The organism is uncultured Veillonella sp. (assembly GCF_963524655.1).
Taxonomy (GTDB): domain Bacteria; phylum Bacillota; class Negativicutes; order Veillonellales; family Veillonellaceae; genus Veillonella.
Genome location: NZ_CAURHA010000005.1, coordinates 26,143 through 49,202 on the forward strand (window position 1 = coordinate 26,143; position 23,060 = coordinate 49,202).

16 protein-coding genes and 5 tRNA genes are annotated in these 23,060 nt (G+C 40.4%); 1 reads left to right on the plus strand and 20 read right to left on the minus strand.

Annotation, left to right across the window (positions count from 1 at the left end; genetic code table 11):
- Positions 1-71: 71 nt before the first annotated feature.
- The 3 genes from rpoC to RYM16_RS02050 all read right to left on the minus strand — a co-directional run bounded on the left by rpoC (position 72) and on the right by RYM16_RS02050 (position 10,204).
- Positions 72-4,274, minus strand: a complete 4,203-nt coding sequence (gene rpoC, locus RYM16_RS02040) for a DNA-directed RNA polymerase subunit beta' (protein ID WP_314981989.1) — start codon at positions 4,272-4,274, stop codon at positions 72-74.
- 29 nt (positions 4,275-4,303) lie between these two features.
- Positions 4,304-8,458, minus strand: coding sequence for a DNA-directed RNA polymerase subunit beta (rpoB, locus tag RYM16_RS02045; RefSeq protein ID WP_314981999.1), 4,155 nt, complete (start codon positions 8,456-8,458; stop codon positions 4,304-4,306).
- Positions 8,459-8,788: 330 nt separating this feature from the next.
- Positions 8,789-10,204, minus strand: a complete 1,416-nt coding sequence (locus tag RYM16_RS02050) for an aspartate ammonia-lyase (protein ID WP_043005780.1) — start codon at positions 10,202-10,204, stop codon at positions 8,789-8,791.
- A gap of 239 nt (positions 10,205-10,443) precedes the next feature.
- Between RYM16_RS02050 and RYM16_RS02055 the strand changes: the two genes are divergently transcribed.
- The gene (locus RYM16_RS02055) at positions 10,444-12,057 is read left to right on the plus strand and encodes a phospholipid carrier-dependent glycosyltransferase (protein ID WP_314981991.1); all 1,614 of its coding nucleotides are present in this window, start codon (positions 10,444-10,446) and stop codon (positions 12,055-12,057) included.
- Between the two features lie 48 nt (positions 12,058-12,105).
- Here RYM16_RS02055 and rplL read toward each other — a convergent pair whose 3' ends face one another.
- The 17 genes from rplL to hypB form a co-directional block, all read right to left on the minus strand.
- Complete coding sequence (gene rplL, locus RYM16_RS02060; RefSeq protein ID WP_009351212.1) at positions 12,106-12,474, minus strand: 50S ribosomal protein L7/L12; 369 nt, start codon at positions 12,472-12,474, stop codon at positions 12,106-12,108.
- Positions 12,475-12,544: 70 nt separating this feature from the next.
- Positions 12,545-13,042: a 50S ribosomal protein L10 gene (rplJ, locus tag RYM16_RS02065; protein ID WP_009351171.1), complete on the minus strand. Its 498-nt coding sequence runs from the start codon at positions 13,040-13,042 to the stop codon at positions 12,545-12,547.
- A gap of 174 nt (positions 13,043-13,216) precedes the next feature.
- Positions 13,217-13,927 (minus strand): 50S ribosomal protein L1, encoded by a 711-nt coding sequence (gene rplA, locus RYM16_RS02070; protein ID WP_005377180.1) that lies wholly within the window; start codon positions 13,925-13,927, stop codon positions 13,217-13,219.
- 76 nt (positions 13,928-14,003) lie between these two features.
- A complete protein-coding gene (rplK, locus tag RYM16_RS02075) occupies positions 14,004-14,429 on the minus strand; it encodes a 50S ribosomal protein L11 (protein ID WP_004693535.1) in 426 nt (141 codons plus the stop codon).
- Positions 14,430-14,530: 101 nt separating this feature from the next.
- Positions 14,531-15,067 carry a transcription termination/antitermination protein NusG gene (gene nusG, locus RYM16_RS02080; RefSeq protein ID WP_009351135.1) on the minus strand — a complete coding sequence of 179 codons (537 nt, stop codon included), beginning with the start codon at positions 15,065-15,067 and terminating at the stop codon, positions 14,531-14,533.
- Between the two features lie 12 nt (positions 15,068-15,079).
- Entirely contained in the window at positions 15,080-15,301 is a 222-nt protein-coding gene (gene secE, locus RYM16_RS02085) for a preprotein translocase subunit SecE (protein ID WP_009351089.1), read from the minus strand.
- A 42-nt stretch (positions 15,302-15,343) separates the two neighbouring features.
- Complete coding sequence (gene rpmG / locus RYM16_RS02090; protein WP_004693530.1) at positions 15,344-15,493, minus strand: 50S ribosomal protein L33; 150 nt, start codon at positions 15,491-15,493, stop codon at positions 15,344-15,346.
- Positions 15,494-15,820: 327 nt separating this feature from the next.
- Entirely contained in the window at positions 15,821-18,058 is a 2,238-nt protein-coding gene (locus RYM16_RS02095; RefSeq protein ID WP_265137768.1) for a nitric-oxide reductase large subunit, read from the minus strand.
- Positions 18,059-18,236: 178 nt separating this feature from the next.
- Positions 18,237-19,424 (minus strand): elongation factor Tu, encoded by a 1,188-nt coding sequence (tuf, locus tag RYM16_RS02100; RefSeq protein ID WP_009351099.1) that lies wholly within the window; start codon positions 19,422-19,424, stop codon positions 18,237-18,239.
- 312 nt (positions 19,425-19,736) lie between these two features.
- Positions 19,737-19,813 (minus strand) — tRNA-Met (locus tag RYM16_RS02105).
- A 5-nt stretch (positions 19,814-19,818) separates the two neighbouring features.
- Positions 19,819-19,894: transfer RNA gene (locus tag RYM16_RS02110), tRNA-Thr, on the minus strand.
- Between the two features lie 32 nt (positions 19,895-19,926).
- Positions 19,927-20,002, minus strand: a tRNA-Met gene (locus RYM16_RS02115).
- Between the two features lie 5 nt (positions 20,003-20,007).
- A tRNA-Tyr gene (locus tag RYM16_RS02120) sits at positions 20,008-20,092 on the minus strand.
- A gap of 10 nt (positions 20,093-20,102) precedes the next feature.
- Positions 20,103-20,178, minus strand: a tRNA-Thr gene (locus RYM16_RS02125).
- Between the two features lie 309 nt (positions 20,179-20,487).
- Positions 20,488-20,952, minus strand: a complete 465-nt coding sequence (brxF, locus tag RYM16_RS02130; protein WP_273299400.1) for a BREX-3 system P-loop-containing protein BrxF — start codon at positions 20,950-20,952, stop codon at positions 20,488-20,490.
- A 28-nt stretch (positions 20,953-20,980) separates the two neighbouring features.
- Positions 20,981-22,396 carry a hypothetical protein gene (locus RYM16_RS02135; protein ID WP_314981992.1) on the minus strand — a complete coding sequence of 472 codons (1,416 nt, stop codon included), beginning with the start codon at positions 22,394-22,396 and terminating at the stop codon, positions 20,981-20,983.
- Entirely contained in the window at positions 22,393-23,046 is a 654-nt protein-coding gene (gene hypB / locus RYM16_RS02140; RefSeq protein ID WP_314358608.1) for a hydrogenase nickel incorporation protein HypB, read from the minus strand. Before hypB ends, RYM16_RS02135 begins: the two co-directional genes overlap by 4 nt.
- Between the last annotated feature and the right edge of the window lie 14 nt (positions 23,047-23,060).

Below are 23,060 nucleotides of genomic sequence, written 5' to 3' on the forward strand. Positions count from 1 at the left end.
TTATAAGTGAATTGTAATTATATATAAAAAGAGCGCACCCTAAGGCACGCTCTTTTTTATACCCCTATAGATTATTCTTCTACAGCTGGTTCTTCAGTAATATCAATAATTTCAGGTGTGTTTTTCACAACCTCAATTTTGCGGTAACGGCTCATACCAGTACCTGCAGGAATCAATTTACCGATAATTACATTTTCTTTTAAGCCCAATAATGGATCGATTTTACCTTTGATTGCAGCATCGGTAAGAACACGTGTTGTTTCTTGGAAGGACGCAGCAGACAAGAAGGAATCCGTTGCCAAAGCGGCTTTTGTAATACCCAATAACGTGCGTTTGCCTGTAGCAGTTTCACGACCATTAAGAGTAAGACGACGGTTTTCTTCCTCAAAGGTATTAACGTCGACCATATCCCCTGGAAGCATATCTGCATCGCCAGCTGCTTCAATTTTAACTTTATGAAGCATTTGACGTACGATAACTTCGATATGTTTATCGTTAATTTCTACACCTTGAGATTTATATACTTTTTGTACTTCGTATACGAGGTAACGTTGAGTAGCTTCAGTACCCATTACGCGCATAATATCGTGAGGGTTGATAGAACCTTCAGTCAAACGAGCACCCAAGGATACAACATCACCGTCTTTAACGATAATGCGAGAACCATAAGGGATGAGGTAATCAAGTTCAATACCGTCTTCACCAGTAATGAAGATTGTATTTGTACCTTTTTTACCTTCATTAGGTACAACGCGAACTGTACCTTCGTTTTCTGCGATGATCGCATTACGTTTTGGTTTACGCGCTTCGAACAATTCTTCGACACGTGGCAAACCTTGTGTAATATCGTCACCTGCGACACCACCAGTATGGAATGTACGCATTGTTAACTGTGTACCAGGTTCACCGATGGATTGGGCTGCAATAATACCTACTGCTTCACCAACTTGAACTTGGTTACCAGTACCTAAATCACGACCATAACACTTGCGACATACACCATATGGGCTGCGGCAAGTCAATACGGAACGGATTTTAACTGTTTCATAGTGTTTTACAACTTCATCAGCCAATGGTTCTGTGATTTCACCATTAAGAGGAACGATAACTTCACCAGTTTCCTTATTAACTAATTCTTCAGCTGCAATACGACCTACAATACGATCTTTTAACGGCTCAATAACACCAGTACCTTCAACGATTGCTTCCACTTCGATACCGTGGATTTCATTGTTGCGTACTTGTACTTCTTTTACATCGGAGTTAAGAATCGCTTCGATGCCTTCTTCAGTGAGACGTGTATCAGCAGGGAAGATTTCTACGCCTTCGCTATCAACAATTGCATGTACAGTATCCTTGTTCAACATATTTTGAACCATAGTTTCTTTTAATGTTGCACGGATGCGTTCATCGCTTTCACCAAGAATAATTTTTTGAACCAAATTAGTATGGTTGATATCGCTATCAGAACCTAGGTGCGCACCACGCAATGCAACAGATGTTACACCGGATTCTGCGATATCCGCCAAGCATTGTTCGTCTAAGATAGTTTCAGCAGGAACAACAAGTTCGCCTGTTTCTACGTTCACTACATCTTTATCTAGAACACGACCAATGAGTTTGTCTTTCAACAATTCCAAAGCTTGACGCGGAGATGTAGCCAAACGAGCACGTTCACGAACGAGATCAATACCTACAACATCACAATCGTCCTCACGAACGATAACGTCTTGAGATACGTCAACAAGACGACGAGTCAAGTAACCGGAGTCAGCTGTACGAAGAGCTGTATCGGCCAAACCTTTACGAGCACCGTGAGAGGAAGTAAAGTAATCCAATACAGTCAAGCCTTCTTTAAAGTTTGCTTTGATTGGTAAGTCGATGATACGACCAGATGGATCGGCCATCAAACCACGCATACCAGCAAGCTGACGAATCTGTTGTTTGTTACCACGGGCACCAGAGATAGCCATCATGTAAACAGGGTTGAAGCCATCTTTGTCGCGCGCCATATTATCCATCATGGCATCAGTAACATCATCTGTTGCTTTTGTCCATAATTGGATTGTTTTGCGGTAACGTTCTTCTTCTGTAATAAGACCACGACGGTACATACGAGATACTTTTTCTACCTCTTGTTCCGCTGTGTCTAATAAGCCAGTTTTAACTTCTGGTACTTTAATATCAGCAATAGCTACAGTCATACCTGCGCGACGAGCGAAGGAGTAACCTAAGGATTTAATACGGTCCAAAAGTTCTGCAGTTTTTTCATTGCCAAACAATTGGAAGCATTGGTCAACCAATTTACCAACTGTTTTCTTATCCATAACCTTACCTAATGTGTAAGTGCCATCTTCGTTTTGTGCATATTGCCATAATTCAGGGAACAATGCACGGTTGAAGATCAAGCGACCTGCAGTCGTTTCAACACGACCGTAGCCAGGCATACGGATATAGAGAACATCTTGCAAGCCGATGACACCTGCTTCATAAGCAAGCATTACTTCATCATAAGTAGCAAATGTTTTAGCGTTATCTTTAGTATTTTCACGTACTACTGTTAAGTAGTATGTACCCAAGATCATATCCTGAGATGGTACCGCTACTGGTTTACCATCTTTAGTGGACAAGATATTGTGGCTAGAAAGCATCAATGTACGAGCTTCTGCTTGTGCTTCTACAGACAATGGTAAGTGACACGCCATTTGGTCACCGTCAAAGTCGGCGTTGAAGGCTGTACATACTAATGGATGCAATTTGATAGCACGGCCTTCCCAAAGAATTGGTTCGAAGGCTTGGATACCAAGTCTATGCAATGTAGGGGCACGGTTCAAGAGAACTGGATGTTCTTTGATTACCTCTTCCAAGGATTCCCATACGCCAGGGCCAATTCTTTCAACTTGGCGTTTAGCTGCCTTGATGTTGGATGCTTGACCGCGTTCTACCAAACGTTTCATAACGAATGGTTTGAACAATTCCAATGCCATTTCTTTTGGCAAACCACATTGGTGCATTTTAAGTTCAGGACCTACTACGATTACGGAACGACCGGAGTAGTCAACACGTTTACCGAGCAAGTTTTGACGGAAACGACCTTGTTTACCTTTAAGCATATCGGACAAGGATTTTAACGGACGGTTACCAGGACCTGTTACAGGACGACCGCGACGACCATTATCGATCAATGCGTCAACAGCTTCTTGAAGCATACGTTTTTCGTTGCGCACGATAATATCAGGAGCACCTAAGTCTAACAAACGTTTCAAACGATTGTTACGGTTGATAACACGACGGTATAAATCATTGAGGTCAGATGTAGCAAAACGACCACCATCTAATTGAACCATTGGGCGCAATTCAGGCGGGATTACAGGAACGATGTCCATAATCATCCACTCAGGGCGGTTACCAGATTGACGGAATGCTTCTACTACTTCTAAGCGACGAACTGCACGAATTTTACGTTGACCGCTAGCAGTGTTCAATTCTTCACGCAATTCAGCATTCAATGCTTCAAGATCAAGTTCTGCTAAGAGAGCTTTTACAGCCTCAGCACCCATGTCGATACATACGAAGAGAACCTCTTCTGCAGCGCCTAATTCATAGCGCTCTTCACGAGTTAATTCTTCATATTCTTTATCTGCTTCTGGGATTGTTGCATCATCGCGAAGAGCTGCATTGTAGCGCTCTTTGCGTTGTGCTTCACGGACAATAGCTAAACGTTCATTGCGTTGAGCTACTGTTTCGATTACGACAGATTTACCACCGATAGTGTAACCGTCTTCATTAAATTGAGCTTCATATTCGCGGTATTCTTGCTCGGACAATAATTGACGTTTTGTCAACGGAGTACCAGCTGGATCTACTACGATGTAGGAAGCAAAGTATAATACGCGTTCCAAGGAACGTGGGGATACGTCAAGGATAAGGCCCATACGGGATGGGATACCTTTGAAGTACCAAATGTGAGATACAGGAGTGGCCAATGCAATATGACCCATACGTTCACGACGTACTTTCGCACGTGTAACCTCTACACCACATTTGTCGCAGACTACGCCTTTATGGCGAATGCGTTTATATTTGCCGCAGTGACATTCCCAGTCTTTTGTTGGTCCAAAAATGCGCTCGCAGAATAGACCATCACGTTCTGGCTTCAACGTACGGTAGTTAATAGTTTCAGGTTTCTTAACTTCCCCATGAGACCAAGCTAAGATCTGCTCTGGAGAGGCTAAACCGATTCGCATGGAATCAAATTCATTTACGTCTAGCACTACTATCGCTCCCTTCCTTATAGATAGTTTTAGTCTTCATCGTTAGAGGAGTCGCCCATTGGGAACGCCAATTGGCTAAGGATATCGTCTTCACCACCGTTGTCAGCTGGTGCTTCTTCCTCTACTTCTGGTTCTACTACAGTTACTTCATCAGTTTCTACTGCACTGCCTTCCATAACTTCTTCAATACCAGTTTCTACCACTTCATCTTCGTCATCAAGTTCTTTCATAACAACTTCTTCTTGATCTTCATTCAAGATTTTTACATCAAGACCAATACTTTGAAGTTCTTTGAGCAATACCTTGAAGGACTCAGGTACACCTGGTTCAGGGATGTTTTCGCCTTTAACGATTTTTTCGTATGCTTTCACACGACCAACAACGTCGTCAGACTTAACAGTTAATAGCTCTTGAAGTGTATAAGCTGCGCCATATGCTTCGAGAGCCCAAACTTCCATTTCCCCGAAACGTTGTCCACCAAACTGAGCTTTACCGCCCAATGGTTGTTGTGTAACAAGGGAGTACGGACCTGTGGAACGAGCATGGATTTTGTCGTCAACCAAGTGATGGAGTTTAAGCATGTAAACGTAACCAACAGTTACGTGGTTATCCATAGGTTCACCAGTACGACCATCGTACAATACTGTTTTACCATTTTCAGGACGACCAGCGATTTCTAATGTTTCGAATACGTCTTTTTCGTGTGCACCATCAAATACAGGTGTAGCGATATGAATACCTGCTACATCTGGTGTTGGCATGCCATATTTTTTGAAGTCATAGCCAAGACCTTCCAACTCTTTGCGGATTTCAATGCGTTTTTCTTCAGCAGAATGAATATTGTTAAGAGTATCCTTAACTTTATTGATTGCTTCTAATTCCTCTACAAGTACAGGATCCATTTCTGGAGCATCCTCTTCAGAGTCAAAGAATTCTACATGAAGTGCATTGTATTTTGCTTCAATAGCTTTAAGTTCTTGGTAACGAGCTTCGCCACCCATAGCATCCAATTTCTTTTGTGCTGCTTTTTCTACATGTTTAAGAATTTTAGTTTTCAAAGTAATGATTTGTTCATTCTCTTTGAAATGGCTTACTGTTACATCTTCTGCAATTTTTGCTTCCAATGCTTCAATTTGAGCATAAAGATCGCGGATTGCATCGATTTGTTCCCAGTAAGATGCATCAGTACGAGCTTCTTTCAACACATTTTTAATATGAAGGTCTGTAGCTTTGATTTTCATACCTAAGCCTTGAACAGCCCAACCCAAGTGAGTTTCAAGAACCTGACCGATGTTCATACGAGAAGGTACGCCCAATGGGTTCAATACGATTTGTACTGGAGTACCATCTGGAAGGAATGGCATATCTTCTTTTCTCATAACGCGAGAAACGACACCTTTGTTACCATGACGGCCCGCCATTTTATCGCCTTCGTGAATCTTACGTTTTTGAGCGATGTATACGCGAACAAGTTTATTTACACCTGGTTGTAATTCGTCGCCGTTTTCACGAGTGAAGACTTTAACGTCTACTACTTTACCAGATTCGCCATGAGGTACGCGCAAGGATGTGTCGCGAACTTCACGTTCTTTGTCCCCAAAGATAGCGCGCAATAAACGTTCCTCTGGAGTAAGCTCAGTTTCGCCTTTTGGTGTAGCTTTACCTACTAGGATATCGCCAGGATGTACTTCTGCACCAATGCAGATAATACCTTCTTCATCTAAGTTTTTAAGTGTGTCGTCACCAGTATTAGGCAATTCACGAGTAATCTCTTCAGCACCTAATTTAGTGTCGCGCGCATCACATTCGTATTCTTCAATATGAATGGATGTGTAGATATCTTCTTTGCAAAGTTCTTCACTAAGCAAGATAGCATCCTCGTAGTTATAACCTTCCCAAGGCATGAACGCTACAAGAACGTTATAACCTAACGCCAATTCACCGCCATCAGTAGCAGGACCGTCAGCCAATACTTGGCCTTTTACAACATGGTCGCCACGATTAACGATTGGTTTTTGGTTAAAGCATGTGGATTGGTTAGAACGAAGGAATTTGTTCAAACGGTATGTATCAACACGACCATCGCTATCGCGAAGTACGTGAATTTCATTACCCCAGCAACGTACAACTTTACCAGCTTCACGGGCAAGTACGCAAACGCCGGAGTCAGTCGCTGCTGTATATTCCATACCTGTACCAACAAGTGGAGCTTGAGCACGCAAAAGTGGTACCGCCTGACGTTGCATGTTCGCACCCATCAAGGCACGGTTAGCATCGTCATTTTCAAGGAATGGAATCATAGCTGTACCGATGGATACAACTTCTTTTGGACTTACGTCCATATAGTCAACCTTATCAGGTGTAACTTCTAATACGTCATGACCACGACGACAAGCTACATGTTCAGTTGTGAAGTAACCTTCCTCATCAAGTGGAGAGTTCGCTTGGGCAATTGTCATGCCTTCTTCTTCATCTGCTGTCATGTATACTACGCTGTCAGATACGCGTACTTTAACTACTTTATCAGCATCAGCACCTTTGCCATATACTTTTTCTACTTTACGGTAAGGAGCTTCGATGAAGCCGAACTCGTTTACTTTCGCGTAGTTGGACAAGGAGTTGATCAAACCGATGTTTGGACCCTCTGGAGTCTCGATTGGACACATACGGCCATAGTGAGAATGATGCACGTCACGAACTTCGAAGCCTGCACGCTCACGAGATAAACCGCCAGGACCAAGGGCAGATAAACGACGTTTGTGAGTTAATTCTCCTAATGGGTTTGTTTGGTCCATGAACTGGGACAACTGAGAGGAACCAAAGAATTCTTTGATTGCAGCCACTACAGGACGAATGTTAATCAACGCTTGAGGCGTGATAGATTCGATTTCTTGAATTGTCATACGTTCACGAACAACACGTTCCATACGAGTCAAACCAATACGGAATTGGTTTTGCAACAATTCACCTACGCAACGAAGACGACGGTTACCCAAGTGATCAATATCATCTGTATGACCTGCACCATCCATAAGGTTGAGCAAGTAAGAGATGTTAGCAATCATATCTTCGCGAGTTACTGTGCGGTGATCGAATGGCAAGTTGCAGTTGTTGCAGATAACTTTGGACTCTACACCATCGTTATTTACGATGTAGAATTCAGCAAAGCCTTCACCATCGAATACATGGCTATTTGCTACGATATCAAGTTGTTCTTCTCCAACTTGTACACCTGCATCAAGGATTACTTCGCCAGTTTCAGGATCTACGATAGGTTGAGCCAATGTGTGACCCAACATACGTTGACGCCAGCCAAGTTTTTTGTTCAATTTATAACGACCAACGCGCGCCAAGTCATAACGACGTGCATCGAAGAACAAGTTATCGAACAAGTTACGAGCAGACTCTACTGTTGGAGGCTCGCCTGGACGCAATTTTTTATAGATTTCAACTAATGCTTCATCAGCGGATTGAGTTGTATCTTTTTCTAATGTGCGAACGATGCGCTCATCATAAATTGGCAAACCATCTTCATCAATTTTACCGTTCCAGAAGAGGTCAAGGATGCTTTCATTAGTATCCCAACCTAATGCACGTACCAATACTGTAGCTGGTAACTTACGGTTACGGTCAATACGAACCGCTACGATTTCGCTCGCATCTGTTTCAAGCTCGATCCATGCGCCACGGTTAGGAATCACTGTGGAATCGTATAAACGGTTACCCATTGTATCGATTTCTTTATTATAGTAAACGCCTGGAGAGCGTACCAATTGGGATACGATAACACGTTCTGCACCATTGATGATGAAAGTGCCTGTATCAGTCATCAATGGGAAGTCGCCCATGAATACTTCTTGTTCTTTAATGTCCATGTTTTCTGGATCATTATTTACCAAGCGAATATTTACACGAAGTGGTGCTGCGTATGTAGCATCACGATTTTTACATTCATTAATATCATACTTAGGCTCACCTAAGCTGAAACCTTCAAAAGAAAGTACTAAATTACCTGAATTGTCTTTAATCGGAGAAATATCGTTGAAAATATTTTGTAAACCACTCTCCAAGAACCATTCATACGATTTACGTTGAATGTCCAATAAATGCGGCATTTTAATAACTTCGTTAATTTTTGCATATGTATAACGAGTTCGTTTGCCTACCTGTTCAGGTTTGAACATATTTGCTTTCACCCCTATCAAACACACTGGTCTACCATTTTCTATAACGGCATGGAAAAGACATCTTTCAGGTCTCAGTTTTCCTGCTCGGGCAACGTCAAATAAAGCAAGGTCCATTTCATTTTTTAAAATAACCTTGCTTCCCATTAACCAAGCACAACCTTGGAAGAAAACCTCATCACTATTAAAGTTATAGTTTTTACATCCAAAAGCAGAAAACGCTACTTTTGCAATATATAATTTTATCAGTAATAAAAAAGGCTGTCAACCAAAAGGGTTGACAGCCTTTCATTTTCATGCTTTGTTCATCTATTAACAAAGGGTAATGTATTAGTTACCTTTTTGTTTTAACAATTTCGCACCAGCAATACCAGGGCGAGTCATTTCTTTAGGAGAAAGAATATGATTGATTTCATCTTCAGTCAATAAACCTTGATCTAAGATGATATCGCGGATAGCACGACCTGTTTCATATGCTTCTTTAGCCAATGCAGATGCAGTTTCGTAACCAAGGTGTGGTAGCAATGCTGTTACGATACCTACGGAACGGTTCAACCAGTATTCGCATTGTTCGCGGTCTACTTCAAGATCTACGAGCAATTTATCAACGAATGTATTTACACCGTTTTTGAGATAGCAAAGGTTATTGAACAAGTTGTACGCCAATACAGGTTCCATTACGTTCAATTCAAATTGACCATTTTCTACAGCCAATGTAATAGTAGTATCATTACCGATAACTTGGTAACATACTTGGTTCAATACTTCGGCGATAACAGGGTTAACTTTACCAGGCATGATGGAAGAACCAGGTTGGCGTGCAGGTAATTTTAATTCCCCAATACCACAACGAGGGCCAGATGCCATCAAGCGGAAGTCATTCGCCATTTTAATCAATACAAGTGCAGTTACTTTCAAACCACTGGAGATATCTGCAAATACGTCTGTATTGTTTGTAGCGTCGATCAAGTTTTCCGCAGTGTAGAATGGTTCACCTACTACTTCGCTAAGTTCATAAGCTACATCATGAATGTAGTTAGGTTCAGCATTAAGACCTGTACCAACTGCAGTGGCACCCATGTTGATTACATGTGCACCTTCAACGGCAGATTTAATACGTTTAATACCACGGCGAATACCAGATGCATAAGCACCCATTTCTTGGCCCAATGTAATTGGCACCGCATCTTGTAAATGAGTACGACCCATTTTCAAGATTTCGCTGTATTCTTCAGCCTTTTTCTCGAGCTCATCAACGAGGCGTTGCAATGCGTCAAGTAAAGGTTTGGATTTAATAATAGCACATACTTTAATTGCTGTAGGGAACGCATCGTTTGTGGATTGCGCCATGTTACAGTGGTTGTTAGGGCTTACGATATCGTAGCTACCTTTTGGATGACCTAAAATTTCACAAGCGCGGTTAGCCAATACTTCGTTCATGTTCATGTTTACAGAAGTACCTGCACCACCTTGAATTGGGTCAACTGGGAATTGATCGGCAAATTGACCTTCAATTACTTCGTCCGCAGCTTGAACAATTGCTTTACCAATAGATACATTGAGACGACCAGTTTTCATATTAGCCAAAGCAGATGCTTTTTTAACCATCGCCAAAGCTTTAATAAAGTCTTGGTCCAAATGTTTTCCTGTAATATGGAAGTTTTCTAAGGCACGAATAGTTTGTACGCCATAATATAGCTCATCAGCTACTTCTAACTCACCTAGGAAATCATGTTCTTTTCTCATATTAGATCCTCTTTCCACTATTTCATATATTTAATGACATTTTGATGAAATAATTTTATCTTATGCGCTCATTATAGCATGTATCTTGTATACATAAAAGTCATTTCATGTATCCTGAACAAACAATATTCTATACAATATTTATTTCGGTAATTAAATATACTATATCAAGACAGGTTTTGAATATAACTATCCCTATAGTACAATAGTATAAACTATGTAAGTAAGGAGTATTGACTATGAATTATCACGCTCTGCGTATAGGCGCTTTATTTTTATTGACCATCCTGAGTTATGGTTTCTACAACGCCTATTTGCCTATCACCGATCCAGTCGAATCAAACTATGTACTCTCTGCCATTACCATGCTAAAACACAACTCCTGGATATCGCCTATGATATATGACCAAGTGTGGTATGACAAACCACCTCTCACCTATTGGGCCCTTATGATAACATACAAACTATTCGGCATATCTGACTTTACATCGCGGATACCGAATACACTCGTAGCAGGAGCTAGTGTGGCCTTTATGTATCATCTCGTTTATCGCATTAAGGAATCTGTTCATTTGGCAGTTGCAAGTTCCATATTATTACTTAGTGCATTACAGTTTTGGTATATTTCACATGCAGTTATCACTGATGGTTTTCTATTTTTCTTTTCCTTAGCAGTTTTCGGTTATTCCTATTTAGCCTTTACCAATAATGATAAGAGCTCAATGGTAAAAGCCTATGGTGCTGCTGCGTTATCCGTTATTACCAAAGGTCCTATCGGCATTTTACTACCAGGATTAATACTACTACTCTTTGTGTGTATGCGCTGGATTACACTAAGAGAAAATCCCAATTATTCTATTACCAAGGACTTAAAACTATTATTTAATCCACTCGGTATTTTTGTTTTTATTTTACTAGCTGCACCATGGTACATTGCAATGTACTCAATTCACGGAGAACAATTTATTTCTGGTTTCTTAGGGCTCCATAATGTGGATCGTGCCCTTGTTTCAGAACATCCGAAGTTCAATGTATGGTACTACTATCTAATCATAGTACCCCTAGCTCTATTACCATGGACTCCAGCTGTAATCTATCGTTTAAAAGGTATTGACTGGAAAGATAACTTTGATTTACTAGGCATTATATGGTTTATCACTATTGTTCTATTCTATTCACTAGTAGCTACTAAGTATATAACTTACACGTTGCCTGCTATTATTCCATGTATTATATGGGGTGCTGAGACTATCATTAATTTACTCAATAAAAACAATAAAACCTTCAAATATATTTTGACAATTCCATTTGGTATTTATTGTACTATTTTTATGATTGCCATCTTTAGAACTCCTGAGCTATCGCCAGTTCCCTTAATCGTTACAGGCCTAGTAATGGGTTTACTATTAAAAGTGACGAGACACTTTGTTAAAAGTAATTTGCATTTAACTATATATCTAATTGCTCCAGTAATTCTTCTCTATACAGCAGTAACTATAACAGTGCCACCAATTTTACTTAATCAATCAGGACTTCAATTTAAACCTTATATAGAAACAAGTAATCAAAACACTTATATATATGGTACTTACTACACATCTATTTTATATTATACAAAGACTACACCAACTCAAGTATTTGTACACACCACTGATGATCCACGATGGACCGAAGGAAAAGCATTAATGCCAACAATTAAAAAAGATGAATTCTATCAAATAGTTCCAAACGAATCTAGTGCTGTAATTATTGTTCCAAACAAATATGGCAAAAACTTTATAGAGTCACCGGCATATCCATTAGTAAAAGAGATTGGTAAAACACAATCAACTAGAATTTACAAGGTTAATTAACAAACAAAAAAGGCGTACCCAAGGGTACGCCTTTTAATATGGCTAGAATTATTTCAATTCTACAGTTGCGCCAGCTTCTTCCAATTGAGCTTTCAAAGCTTCAGCTGCTTCAGTAGCTACGCCTTCTTTTACAGGTGCAGGAGCGCCGTCAACGATAGCTTTAGCTTCTTTCAAGCCAAGACCAGTTGCTTCACGAACAACTTTGATTACGTTGATTTTGGATGCGCCAGCATCTTTCAAGATTACGTCGAAGGAATCTTTAGCTGCGCCAGCACCAGCGTCGCCAGCTGCTGCTACAGCTACAGGAGCTGCTGCAGTTACGCCAAATTCTTCTTCAATTGCTTTTACAAGATCATTAAGTTCAAGAATAGTTGCTTCTTTTAATTCAGCAACGATGTTTTCAATGTTCAATGCCATTTTAAGTATCCTCCATAAATTAGTTTATAGTGCCAGCCTCATGCGGCCGACGAATAATTCTTTGTAATTATTATTCTGCAGGTTTTGCTTCTGCAACAGCTTTGACAGCGTATGCAACGTTGCGAACAGGAGCTTGCAATACGGAAAGCAACATGGAAAGCATACCTTCGCGGTTTGGAAGATTTGCAATTGCTTTGATGCCAGCAGCGTCCATAACTTCGCCTTCAACGATACCAGCTTTAACTGTAACAACTTCTTTATCAGTTGTTTTGATGAATTGTTCGATTACACGAGCAGGTGCAACAGCATCCTCTTTAGAAGTAGCCAATGCAGTTGGACCTTCTAAGTGCTCAGAGAAACCTTCAAGATTCAATTCGTTTGCAGCGATACGAGTCAAAGTATTTTTGATTACTTTGTATTCAACACCTTCAGCCAACATTTTGCGACGAAGTTCAGTTGCTTGAGCAACAGTCAAACCAGAGTAACCAATCAATACAGCACCTTTTGCTTCGGAAAGAGTTTCTTTCATTTGAGCAACAATTGCTTTTTTTGATTCAGTGACAGCCATTAGATTACCTCCTTATAGATTTTTTGGTGCTCTATGTACTATCTTAGCGTAAAAAACGACCCCATCGCACGCGATGAGGTCGAACTAGTACTAGGTTGTTCTAGTGTCAGCCTCAGCGGGCGGATTTTCATCCATTATACATACCAGCCGTCTACAGCTAAGAGACATATTTGATTATTGCTCTTTTGTAACGTTGCTCAATTTGAACACGTTCAAAGGCACACCAGGGCCCATTGTAGCGGACAAGGTTACAGATTTAATGTATTGACCTTTAGCTGCTACAGGTTTAGCCTTGATAATAGTATCAACGATTGTACGGTAGTTGTCAAGTAATTTTTCATCATCGAAAGACGCTTTACCGATGGAGCAAGAGATAATACCTGCTTTATCAGTACGGTATTCGATTTTACCAGCTTTGATTTCGTTTACTGCACGAGCAACGTCTGGAGTTACTGTACCAACTTTAGGGTTTGGCATCAAGCCTTTAGGACCCAAGATTTTACCAAGACGGCCAACTTGACCCATCATGTCTGGTGTAGCAACTACTACGTCGAAGTCGCTCCAACCACCTTGGATTTTAGCTACTAACTCTTCAGAACCTACGAAATCTGCACCAGCTTCTTCAGCTGCTTTAATATTGTCGCCTTTTGCGAATACAAGAACGCGTTTAGTTTTGCCAGTACCATGAGGCAATACTACTGCACCACGAACTTGTTGATCAGCGTATTTAGGGTCGACATTCAAGTTGAAAGCGATTTCAACTGTTTCATCGAAATTTGCAGTTGCAGTTTTCTTAACCAACTCAATTGCTTCTACTGGTTCGTAGAATTTACCAGCTTCAATAAGTTTTACTGCTTCAGCGTATTTCTTACCTACTTTTGCCATTATAATATCCTCCTTATGTGGTCAAACGGGAATTCCCTCCCACCGATTTGCGCCTTATGCGCAAGTCGTACGCTTATTAGTCAACGATTTCAATGCCCATGCTGCGAGCAGTACCTTCTACCATGCGCATACCTTGTTCTACGGTATTAGCATTCAAGTCAGGCATTTTCAATTCAGCAATTTCACGAACTTTATCGCGACCTACTTTTGCTACTTTATCACGGTTAGGTACACCAGAACCTTTTGGAATACCTGCAGCTTTTTTCAACAATACTGCAGCTGGTGGAGTCTTAGTGATGAAGTCGAAGCTACGATCTTCATATACGTTAATAACTACTGGGATAATTAAGCCAGCTTGTTTAGCAGTACGTTCGTTGAATTCTTTTGTGAAAGCAACGATGTTAACACCTGCTTGACCTAGTGCAGGACCAACTGGTGGTGCTGGAGTAGCTTTAGCGGCTTCAATTTGTAGTTTTACTTGTTTAACTAATTTCTTAGCCATGGGTAATTAAACCTCCTATGCTTATACTGTGGTGGTAACGGATATACATCCTCCCACTGGCAACCAAAATCGATTGCTCTTTTTAGAGTTATATTTATATATTAAAGAGCTTTCTCAATTTGAGAGAACTCTACCTCTACCTCGGTATCTCGGTTGAACATTTCTACGTTAAGTTTCAATGTTCCTTTTTCAGGGTTAAGTTCGGTAATAACACCTAGTTTATCTTCAAAGGCCCCGGACGTAATGCGTACCGTTTCACCAACTTCGACATCGACGTTGATGGTTGGTTTCTTATCCAAGCCCTGAGACTTAAGTATATGTTCTACTTCGGAATCAGAAAGTGGAACTGGTTTAGTGGCAGAACCAACGAAACCTGTTACACCTGGCGTGTTGCGCACAACATACCAAGAGCGGTCGTTAACTTCCATTTCAACCAATACGTACCCAGGAAATATCTTACGTTTTACTACTTTTTTAACCCCATCTTTTTCATCTATTTCGTCCTCAAGAGGTACCAAAATACGGCTAATCACATCTTGTAGGCCCATAGATTGAACTTTAAGTTCAAGAGTGGTTTTAACTTTATTTTCGTAGCCTGAATAGGTATGAATTACATACCACTTCTTATCTGCTTCCATGTAATGGCCCCCTTATCCAACAAAGTGCAACAACGTATTAAAAAGTTGGGCGAAGAGTCCATCAAGCACAGCAATAACCAAAGCGATGAAAATAGTCACTAAGAATACTACTATTGTGTAATTGATAAGCTCTTTTTTTGTTGGCCAGACTACTTTTTTTAGTTCAGCTTTCACACCGCGGAAGAATTTTCCAAATCCACCACGCTGCTGCACTGCTGAGTTAGACTTTGCCATTTTTTTCACATCCTCAAATCAACAGGTAATGAATGATAAGAATTATTTTGTTTCACGGTGTAATGTATGTTTACCGCAGAATTTGCAATATTTCATCATTTCAATACGATCAGGATTGTTCTTTTTGTTCTTGTTCGTTTGATAGTTACGTTGTTTGCAATCTGTGCAAGCTAAAGTAATGGCATTACGCATCCGGATACACCTCGCTTTATATTTACTAAATCTGTCTCTTGTACTCGAAAACGCTCGACTACATACTAAAAAACTATATCATACGTAGCAAGCGATGTCAAGAATTTAAGCAACTCAAAAAAGCCAGGCACATGTACCTGACAGGGATAGTATAACAAAAAATGGCGTTCCTTGTCTATAAAGGAACGCCATTAATATGGTACTAAATCATCGCATATTTTTCATACATTTTATGCCATTTACTCATATAGTTAAATAGAATTAATAATATGATTTAATACCCATTAAATCATCTATTTACAGATCAAGAAGTAATCCATTTATAGATTAAGATTTCTTCGTAAATAGAACTTTTACAATTTGCCAGAAGAATGCTACAGCACCAACAATTAGTATCGTATCGCCGATGAGACGAGCCCACCGCAAATTTTGTAACAATGGTTGTTGCATAAATTCTTCACTGCGCGCAAACCATAAGCCATTTGTGATACTAGCCCAGGATTGGATAAGACCGATTGGCAATAAGCTAATAAGCACCATTAATGCAAGCCCTATATTGAGAGCCCAGAAACCGAACTTCATTAGCTTATCGTTAAATTCTACTTCAGGTCGTATATAGCGAGCAATAAGGAATACAAATCCTAGACTTAAGAAACCATACACACCAAACAATGCTGTGTGGGCATGTACTGCAGTTGTATTAAGACCTTGGATGTAGAACAAGGATACAGGCATGTTGATCAAGAACCCGAATACCCCTGCCCCCACTAGATTCCAGAAGGACACGGCAATAAAACAATACACAGGCCATTTTAGACGATGCATCCAAGGAGCACTATGAAGACGTGTATAGTTTTCAAAAGCTTCATAACCTAAGAGTACAAGTGGTACTACTTCTAACGCAGAGAAGGATGCGCCTGTTGCCACGATAGTGGATGTAACACCTGTGAAGTATAGATGATGGAATGTACCAGGGATACCACCGATGAGATAAATAGCCCCAGAAGAGATTGCCGCAACTGTACCAGCACGATACGATACAAGCCCTAATGTAACAAAGATAAATGCCATTAATGTAGTGGAGAATACTTCGAAGAAGCCTTCAACCCAAAGATGGATTACCCACCAACGCCAATACTCCATAATCGCCAAATGGCTATGTTCACCATAGAATAACCCTGGACCATAGAAGATACCTACCATGATAACGGAGAATATGAAGGCTGCAATGAGGTTTTTATCCCCTTTTTGCTTGAAGGCACCAATAATGCTACGTATCATGAGTACAAGCCAGAATAAAATACCAATGTATTCAATCCACTGCCAAATACGACCCAACTCGATATATTCGTAACCTTGGTGTCCGAGAAGGAAATTCCACGCCGCTGGAATTTGATGTGCTACGCCTAAATATGTACCAGCGAAGGAACCTACTACAAGAACTACAAGAGCCCAGAATAAGATGTCCACCCCAAGCTTTTGATATTTAGGATCTTTACCACCATTAATGATTGGTGCCAAGAATAGACCAGCACTCAAGAATGCCATAGCAATCCAGAACAAAGATGCCTGAATATGCCATGTACGCGCAATAGAATAAGGGAAATATTGCGCTAATGGAATACCATAGAACGCTTGACCTTCTACAGTATAGTGGGCAATAATCCCACCCATCCCCAATTGGAATAAGAACAATGCTAGGATTGTAAACAAATATTTACCTAATGCACGTTGAGATGGTGTTAATGTGATCTTGCTAATTGGATCTTCTGTTGGCGGAACCAATGCATGCTCATCATCCTTTTTACCAAAGGCCCATAACCATACAACTACACCAATGCCACATAATAAGATAATAACACTCACAACAGACCATACGACACTTTCAGGTGTAGGGTTATGATCCAACAAAGGTTCATGTGGCCAGTTGTTTGTATACGTTGCATCTGTACCAGGACGTTGCGTAGATGCCATCCAAGTAGTCCAGAAGAAGAAGCGTGCCATATCAATGCGATCTTGTAACTCAGGTAGTGTGTTATCCTTCATCGCAAAATGATCACGAGTCAATGTTAAATCAGGATTATCACCGTACAACTCAACAAAATAACGACCAGTTAAATTCATTGCCGTAATTCGTTCTGGAGATAAGACAACAGTTCCATCTTCACGGACTGCACTACCTAAATACTCTTTTTTCACAACTTCTTTAATAGCTGCTTGTTGTGCAGGTACCAATTGGTCATAAAGAACCCCAAAAGCCTCTTGAGATTTAATATCCAACATCACGGATACTTCTTTATGTAACCAATCTGCTGTCCAGTCAGGCGCTTGATATGCGCCATGACCTAAAACGGTCCCTACCGATTGACCACCAGTAGATTGCCATGCCGATTGACCATGTAAAATATCTTCCTTAGTGAACAAGACCTGTCCATCTTGAGATACATACGCAGTCGGCACTGGCGGTGCTTGATGATACACATCAGTACCTAGATAACCAAGAATAGAAAAACCAATAATAAGAACGGCTACTACGGCTATCCAATACTTTTTGTATTCACCCATCACATTACCTCCTTTTCTATAAAAAACACAAAAGGAGAGCCTTTGCTCTCCTTGAGATTATAGTAGCACTATTAGTAGAATGATTCTGTATCTTTGGTTACATATACAATAAACAATATATAAATTAATACAAAAATAGGACCCCAATTGGGGTCCTATTTACTACAAAGATTATGAATTAACCTTCGATTGCTGTTACTACGCCAGCGCCTACTGTGTGGCCACCTTCGCGAATCGCGAAACGAAGACCTTCTTCAATAGCGATTGGTGTAATCAATTCGATGTTCATTGTTACGTTATCGCCAGGCATACACATTTCTACACCTTCAGGAAGGTTTACAACACCTGTTACGTCTGTTGTACGGAAGTAGAATTGTGGACGGTAGTTGGAGAAGAATGGAGTATGACGGCCACCTTCTTCTTTAGTCAATACGTAAACTTCTGCTTTGAATTTTGTGTGTGGTTTGATGGAACCTGGTTTAGCCAATACTTGACCACGTTCGATGTCTTTACGGTCAACACCACGAAGCAATGCACCTACGTTGTCACCTGCTACTGCAGAATCCAACACTTTACGGAACATTTCAAGACCAGTTACTACGTATTGTTCAGCTTTTTCTTTCAAGCCTACTACTTCGATAGTATCGCCAACGTTTACTTGACCACGTTCAACACGGCCAGTTGCTACTGTACCACGACCAGTGATTGTGAAAACGTCCTCTACAGGCATCAAGAAAGGTTTGTCAGTATCACGAACTGGTGTTGGGATGTAGGAGTCTACAGCGTCCATCAAGTCGTCGATTTTAGCTACATATTGAGCGTCGCCTTCCAAAGCTTTCAAAGCGGAACCTACAACGATAGGTACTTCGTCGCCAGGGAATTCGTAGGAGGAAAGAAGTTCACGAACTTCCATTTCTACTAATTCGATCAATTCTTCGTCGTCAACCATGTCAGCTTTGTTCAAGAATACTACGATTGCAGGAACACCAACTTGGCGAGCCAACAAGATGTGTTCGCGAGTTTGTGGCATAGGGCCGTCAGCTGCGGAACATACCAAGATAGCGCCGTCCATTTGAGCCGCACCAGTGATCATGTTTTTAACATAGTCAGCATGGCCTGGGCAGTCAACGTGTGCATAGTGACGGTTAGCAGTTTCATACTCAACGTGTGCAGTGTTGATTGTGATACCGCGTTCACGTTCTTCTGGAGCTTTATCGATCATGCTGTAATCTTGGAAGTCAGCTTGGCCTTTTTCAGCCAATACTTTTGTGATTGCAGCAGTCAAAGTAGTTTTACCATGGTCAACGTGACCGATTGTACCGATGTTAACATGCGGTTTCGTACGTTCAAATTTTTCTTTTGCCATTAGGATTGTATCCTCCTTCACAAAAACAAATTACATTCTAGTATTAATATAATATATTAACCCTAATTTATCAATGGAATATAACATTCCCCTACAAATTATTATACCATATATACAAATGCACAAAAAAGTCGACAGATACGAGTCACTCCTATCTATCGACTTTATTTTATAACGTCACATCTCTTACTTTATAATCTTAATCTTTCTTAGTATTTTTCTTAGTAATAAAGATTAAATATTATAGTATTACTATTATAGCCTTAATATTATGGGTAGAAATAAAAAAATCCTCACCAACGTGAGGTTTAATGGTGGCGGCACACGGACTTGAACCGCGGACACACCGGGTATGAACCGATTGCTCTAGCCAACTGAGCTATGCCGCCATGTATGGAGCTAGTGACCGGGATTGAACCGGTGACCTTATCCTTACCAAGGATACGCTCTGCCGACTGAGCTACACCAGCACAATGAACGATCATTTCACTGTGAATATTTGTGGTTGCGGGGACAGGACTTGAACCTGCGACCTTCGGGTTATGAGCCCGACGAGCTACCAACTGCTCCACCCCGCTATAGATGGTGGAGGGAGAAGGATTCGAACCTTCGAAGTCGAAGACGGCAGATTTACAGTCTGCTCCCTTTGGCCGCTCGGGAATCCCTCCATAAATAAAATGGAGCTGGCGATAGGAATTGAACCCACAACCTGCTGATTACAAGTCAGCTGCTCTACCTATTGAGCTACGCCAGCATCATTACGACAAGATGAATTGTATCATCTGCCACACTAAGTGTCAAGAACTTTTTAAAAACTTTTTTGAAGCTTTTTTTCGTTCACTGCGGTATCCCTTAGTGCTTAATCATAATAACATGAAACGATACCCTATGCAAGTATTTTGTCAAAAAAAATTTACATTTCATAAAACCCACATAAAACACTGTAGTTTCAAGCTTTTATGGAGTAGTTATTAATAAAGCAACCAAAAAGGAGATAGTAATCTATCTCCTTTTATACATTTATAGTTTTCCCTATATTTTACCAATATGTTCAATTTTGTAGTTAGTCGATTACAACAACATGATCTGGATGTGCAATAGTAACTACAGCATGTTTTGGATCATTGTTATGTTCTAAGTACAACTGATCCCCTTCAAGGTGACCACGCCAGCCAACGACAATAGGATACTTCTTACTAATAGTTTTGAGTAATTCAAATGGTTCTAAATTTAAGATTGGCGCAAAGAATACATTAATGCCATCGAGCAATACTACTTCAGTATCACTACGGCTGAGAGCACGACAAATAACTTCTTCTGCTAATTGAGGACGTTCATCACGAGGTACAAGTAGGAATTCTTCTTCGATAAGCTGTTTAGCTTCCAAGTATTTCCAACCCTTTTGCTCGGACAATTCACGAATTAGCAAACTTTTACCAGAACCTGGACCACCAACGATAAACAATATACGTTCATCATCGTTTTGAATTTTTTCCCAACGTTCTTTTACATCTTGTACAGTAACCATATCCTTTGCCTCCTCGCTGTGACCTATCCTACTTAACCGGACGGTCAGATAACATAACGGATTTGATATATTGGTTTTTTTCATCTAGGGCAAACTGTAAATAAGAATTGCTTGCCGCTGGATTTTTATATTCATATACAGTAGACGTGCCCGAATTCGTTGTAGATTCAACGATACGAGTTGGCATACCGTACACAAAGAGCAATAAATACTTAGTATCGCCCATCGCAATACCGCGACGTGTTGGCGTGTAAATATTTAATAGTACACGATTGATGAGATTCTTTTTATCTACACTTACGCCGTATTCATTATAGCCAATGAACGCAGAGCCGAAGAGCATGCCCTGATGTTTCCAGTCATTATTAGAATCGTTGATGAAGTGATCATTTAGCTGTAAGCCACGCAACACGAAGTCATCAGCAGTCAATTTGCCCGCTTCGAAATCATATACCGGTGCTTTTGGTAAACCAAATCTAGGCCATACTTGACCACTAATCATATCAACAGCCTCTATATTGCTTTGTTTAATAGTAAAAGCAATATATTCCTTTTGTTGACCAAGCATAGATTGTTGTTGGCTATTACTATTTGTATTCTCTACAGGACTCTTAAAATCCTTTTTTTGTGGCCATGAATTTTCAGAATGACCTTCATAAAGGAAAATATATGTCTCATTTTTTTGATCACGCCACATCGCATTAGGACTGCCATAAGCAAATACCAATTCCATACGCGTGCTACCAGGGCCAATATCACGTACAGTATTGACGCCTTTTTTCGTACTATGAATATTAGTAATAGTATTTGGTTCAAAGAAATACGTCGCCCCTTGACCACGCAATGGATCATTTACCAAGCGCTCTACAGAAGGACCTGTATATACAGTTACGGCAAGATCTTTCATATGATAGGTAGTAAAGTTATCTCGCACTTCTGTCTTGTCTACATCTTTAGGCACTACAAATTTATCGCCCAAGCGGTAGGTAGCAATAGCATAATCATCTTCAGAACCTAAGGATGGCAAATCATTAGCGGTATAGGACTTACCAATATCTGCTAAATTATTTTGAGTAATGCTCGGCAACGGCCCTTCATTTTCGCTAGCCGCTTGCCAGAACTGTATAGAGTCACCAAATTCAGTAACTGCCATTTGTTCGGCCAACCACCCTGTTTTAGTGCGCTCATTTTTCGTCGTTGCTTCAGGTTTAACGACTTTTATGGGTGCATTATCAAGATAGGCTAAGCTATCTGCTTCGCCAGATGCCTCTCCACCGCCTTGACCAATTGTAGCATCTTGGGCCGCCTCGTTCGTTTCATCAGTAGTTTCTACTGCAAAAGGATTAACTGTAGAAATTGCAGGCTCCTCTGCATAGCCGATAGTAGTAGCAGATAAACCTACAAGGAGGGCCGCTACAATACGACTCTTCATAGAATAGTTCATCGATTAGTCTCCAATTGTGCACGCAACCATGTCAGCCAAGGTTCAAGACCATTATGGGCCGTGCAACTTACTTCAAATATCTCTCCATTAGGATTTAAATTACGAATATCTTGTATGGCCTGTTCCTTTTTGAAAGGCACATACGGCAACAAATCAATCTTATTAATGAGGATGGCCTTAGACTCTTTAAAGATTAATGGATATTTAAGGGGTTTATCTTCCCCTTCAGTAACAGATAAAACAGTTACCTTCATACTTTCACCAATCTCAAATTCTGCAGGACATACTAAATTGCCTACATTTTCGATAATGATCATATCAAGATCATCAAGATTTAGATCACCTAAAGCATCTTGTATCATCTGTGCATCGAGATGACAACCACCAACTGTATTAATTTGGATAACAGGCACGCCTAAGGCATGAATTCGTTCTGCATCCTTAGCGGTAAACAAATCACCTTCAATAACAGCCAGACGATAATCCTTTTTTAAATCTTGTAAGGTAGCCTCTAAAAGAGATGTCTTGCCAGCCCCTGGAGAACCTAATAGATTAAATACAAAAATATTTTTTTCCTTAAACAACTGTTGTAAGGACTCTGCAATGGCATCATTTTTTGCCAATACATTAGTTTTAACTTGAACTTGCATGTCCTAACCTTTCT

Coding starts and splice junctions, on each gene's coding strand:
- brxF (WP_273299400.1), bottom strand. CDS start 20,952: ATGGTTACTGTACAAGATGTAAAAGAACGTTGGGAAAAAATTCAAAAC.
- rplA (WP_005377180.1), bottom strand. CDS start 13,927: ATGGCAAAAGTAGGTAAGAAATACGCTGAAGCAGTAAAACTTATTGAA.
- RYM16_RS02055 (WP_314981991.1), top strand. CDS start 10,444: ATGAATTATCACGCTCTGCGTATAGGCGCTTTATTTTTATTGACCATC.
- rplK (WP_004693535.1), bottom strand. CDS start 14,429: ATGGCTAAGAAATTAGTTAAACAAGTAAAACTACAAATTGAAGCCGCT.
- RYM16_RS02095 (WP_265137768.1), bottom strand. CDS start 18,058: ATGGGTGAATACAAAAAGTATTGGATAGCCGTAGTAGCCGTTCTTATT.
- RYM16_RS02050 (WP_043005780.1), bottom strand. CDS start 10,204: ATGAGAAAAGAACATGATTTCCTAGGTGAGTTAGAAGTAGCTGATGAG.
- rplJ (WP_009351171.1), bottom strand. CDS start 13,042: ATGGCTGTCACTGAATCAAAAAAAGCAATTGTTGCTCAAATGAAAGAA.
- secE (WP_009351089.1), bottom strand. CDS start 15,301: ATGGCAAAGTCTAACTCAGCAGTGCAGCAGCGTGGTGGATTTGGAAAA.
- rpoB (WP_314981999.1), bottom strand. CDS start 8,458: ATGTTCAAACCTGAACAGGTAGGCAAACGAACTCGTTATACATATGCA.
- rplL (WP_009351212.1), bottom strand. CDS start 12,474: ATGGCATTGAACATTGAAAACATCGTTGCTGAATTAAAAGAAGCAACT.
- tuf (WP_009351099.1), bottom strand. CDS start 19,424: ATGGCAAAAGAAAAATTTGAACGTACGAAACCGCATGTTAACATCGGT.
- rpmG (WP_004693530.1), bottom strand. CDS start 15,493: ATGCGTAATGCCATTACTTTAGCTTGCACAGATTGCAAACAACGTAAC.
- RYM16_RS02135 (WP_314981992.1), bottom strand. CDS start 22,396: ATGAACTATTCTATGAAGAGTCGTATTGTAGCGGCCCTCCTTGTAGGT.
- nusG (WP_009351135.1), bottom strand. CDS start 15,067: ATGGAAGCAGATAAGAAGTGGTATGTAATTCATACCTATTCAGGCTAC.
- hypB (WP_314358608.1), bottom strand. CDS start 23,046: ATGCAAGTTCAAGTTAAAACTAATGTATTGGCAAAAAATGATGCCATT.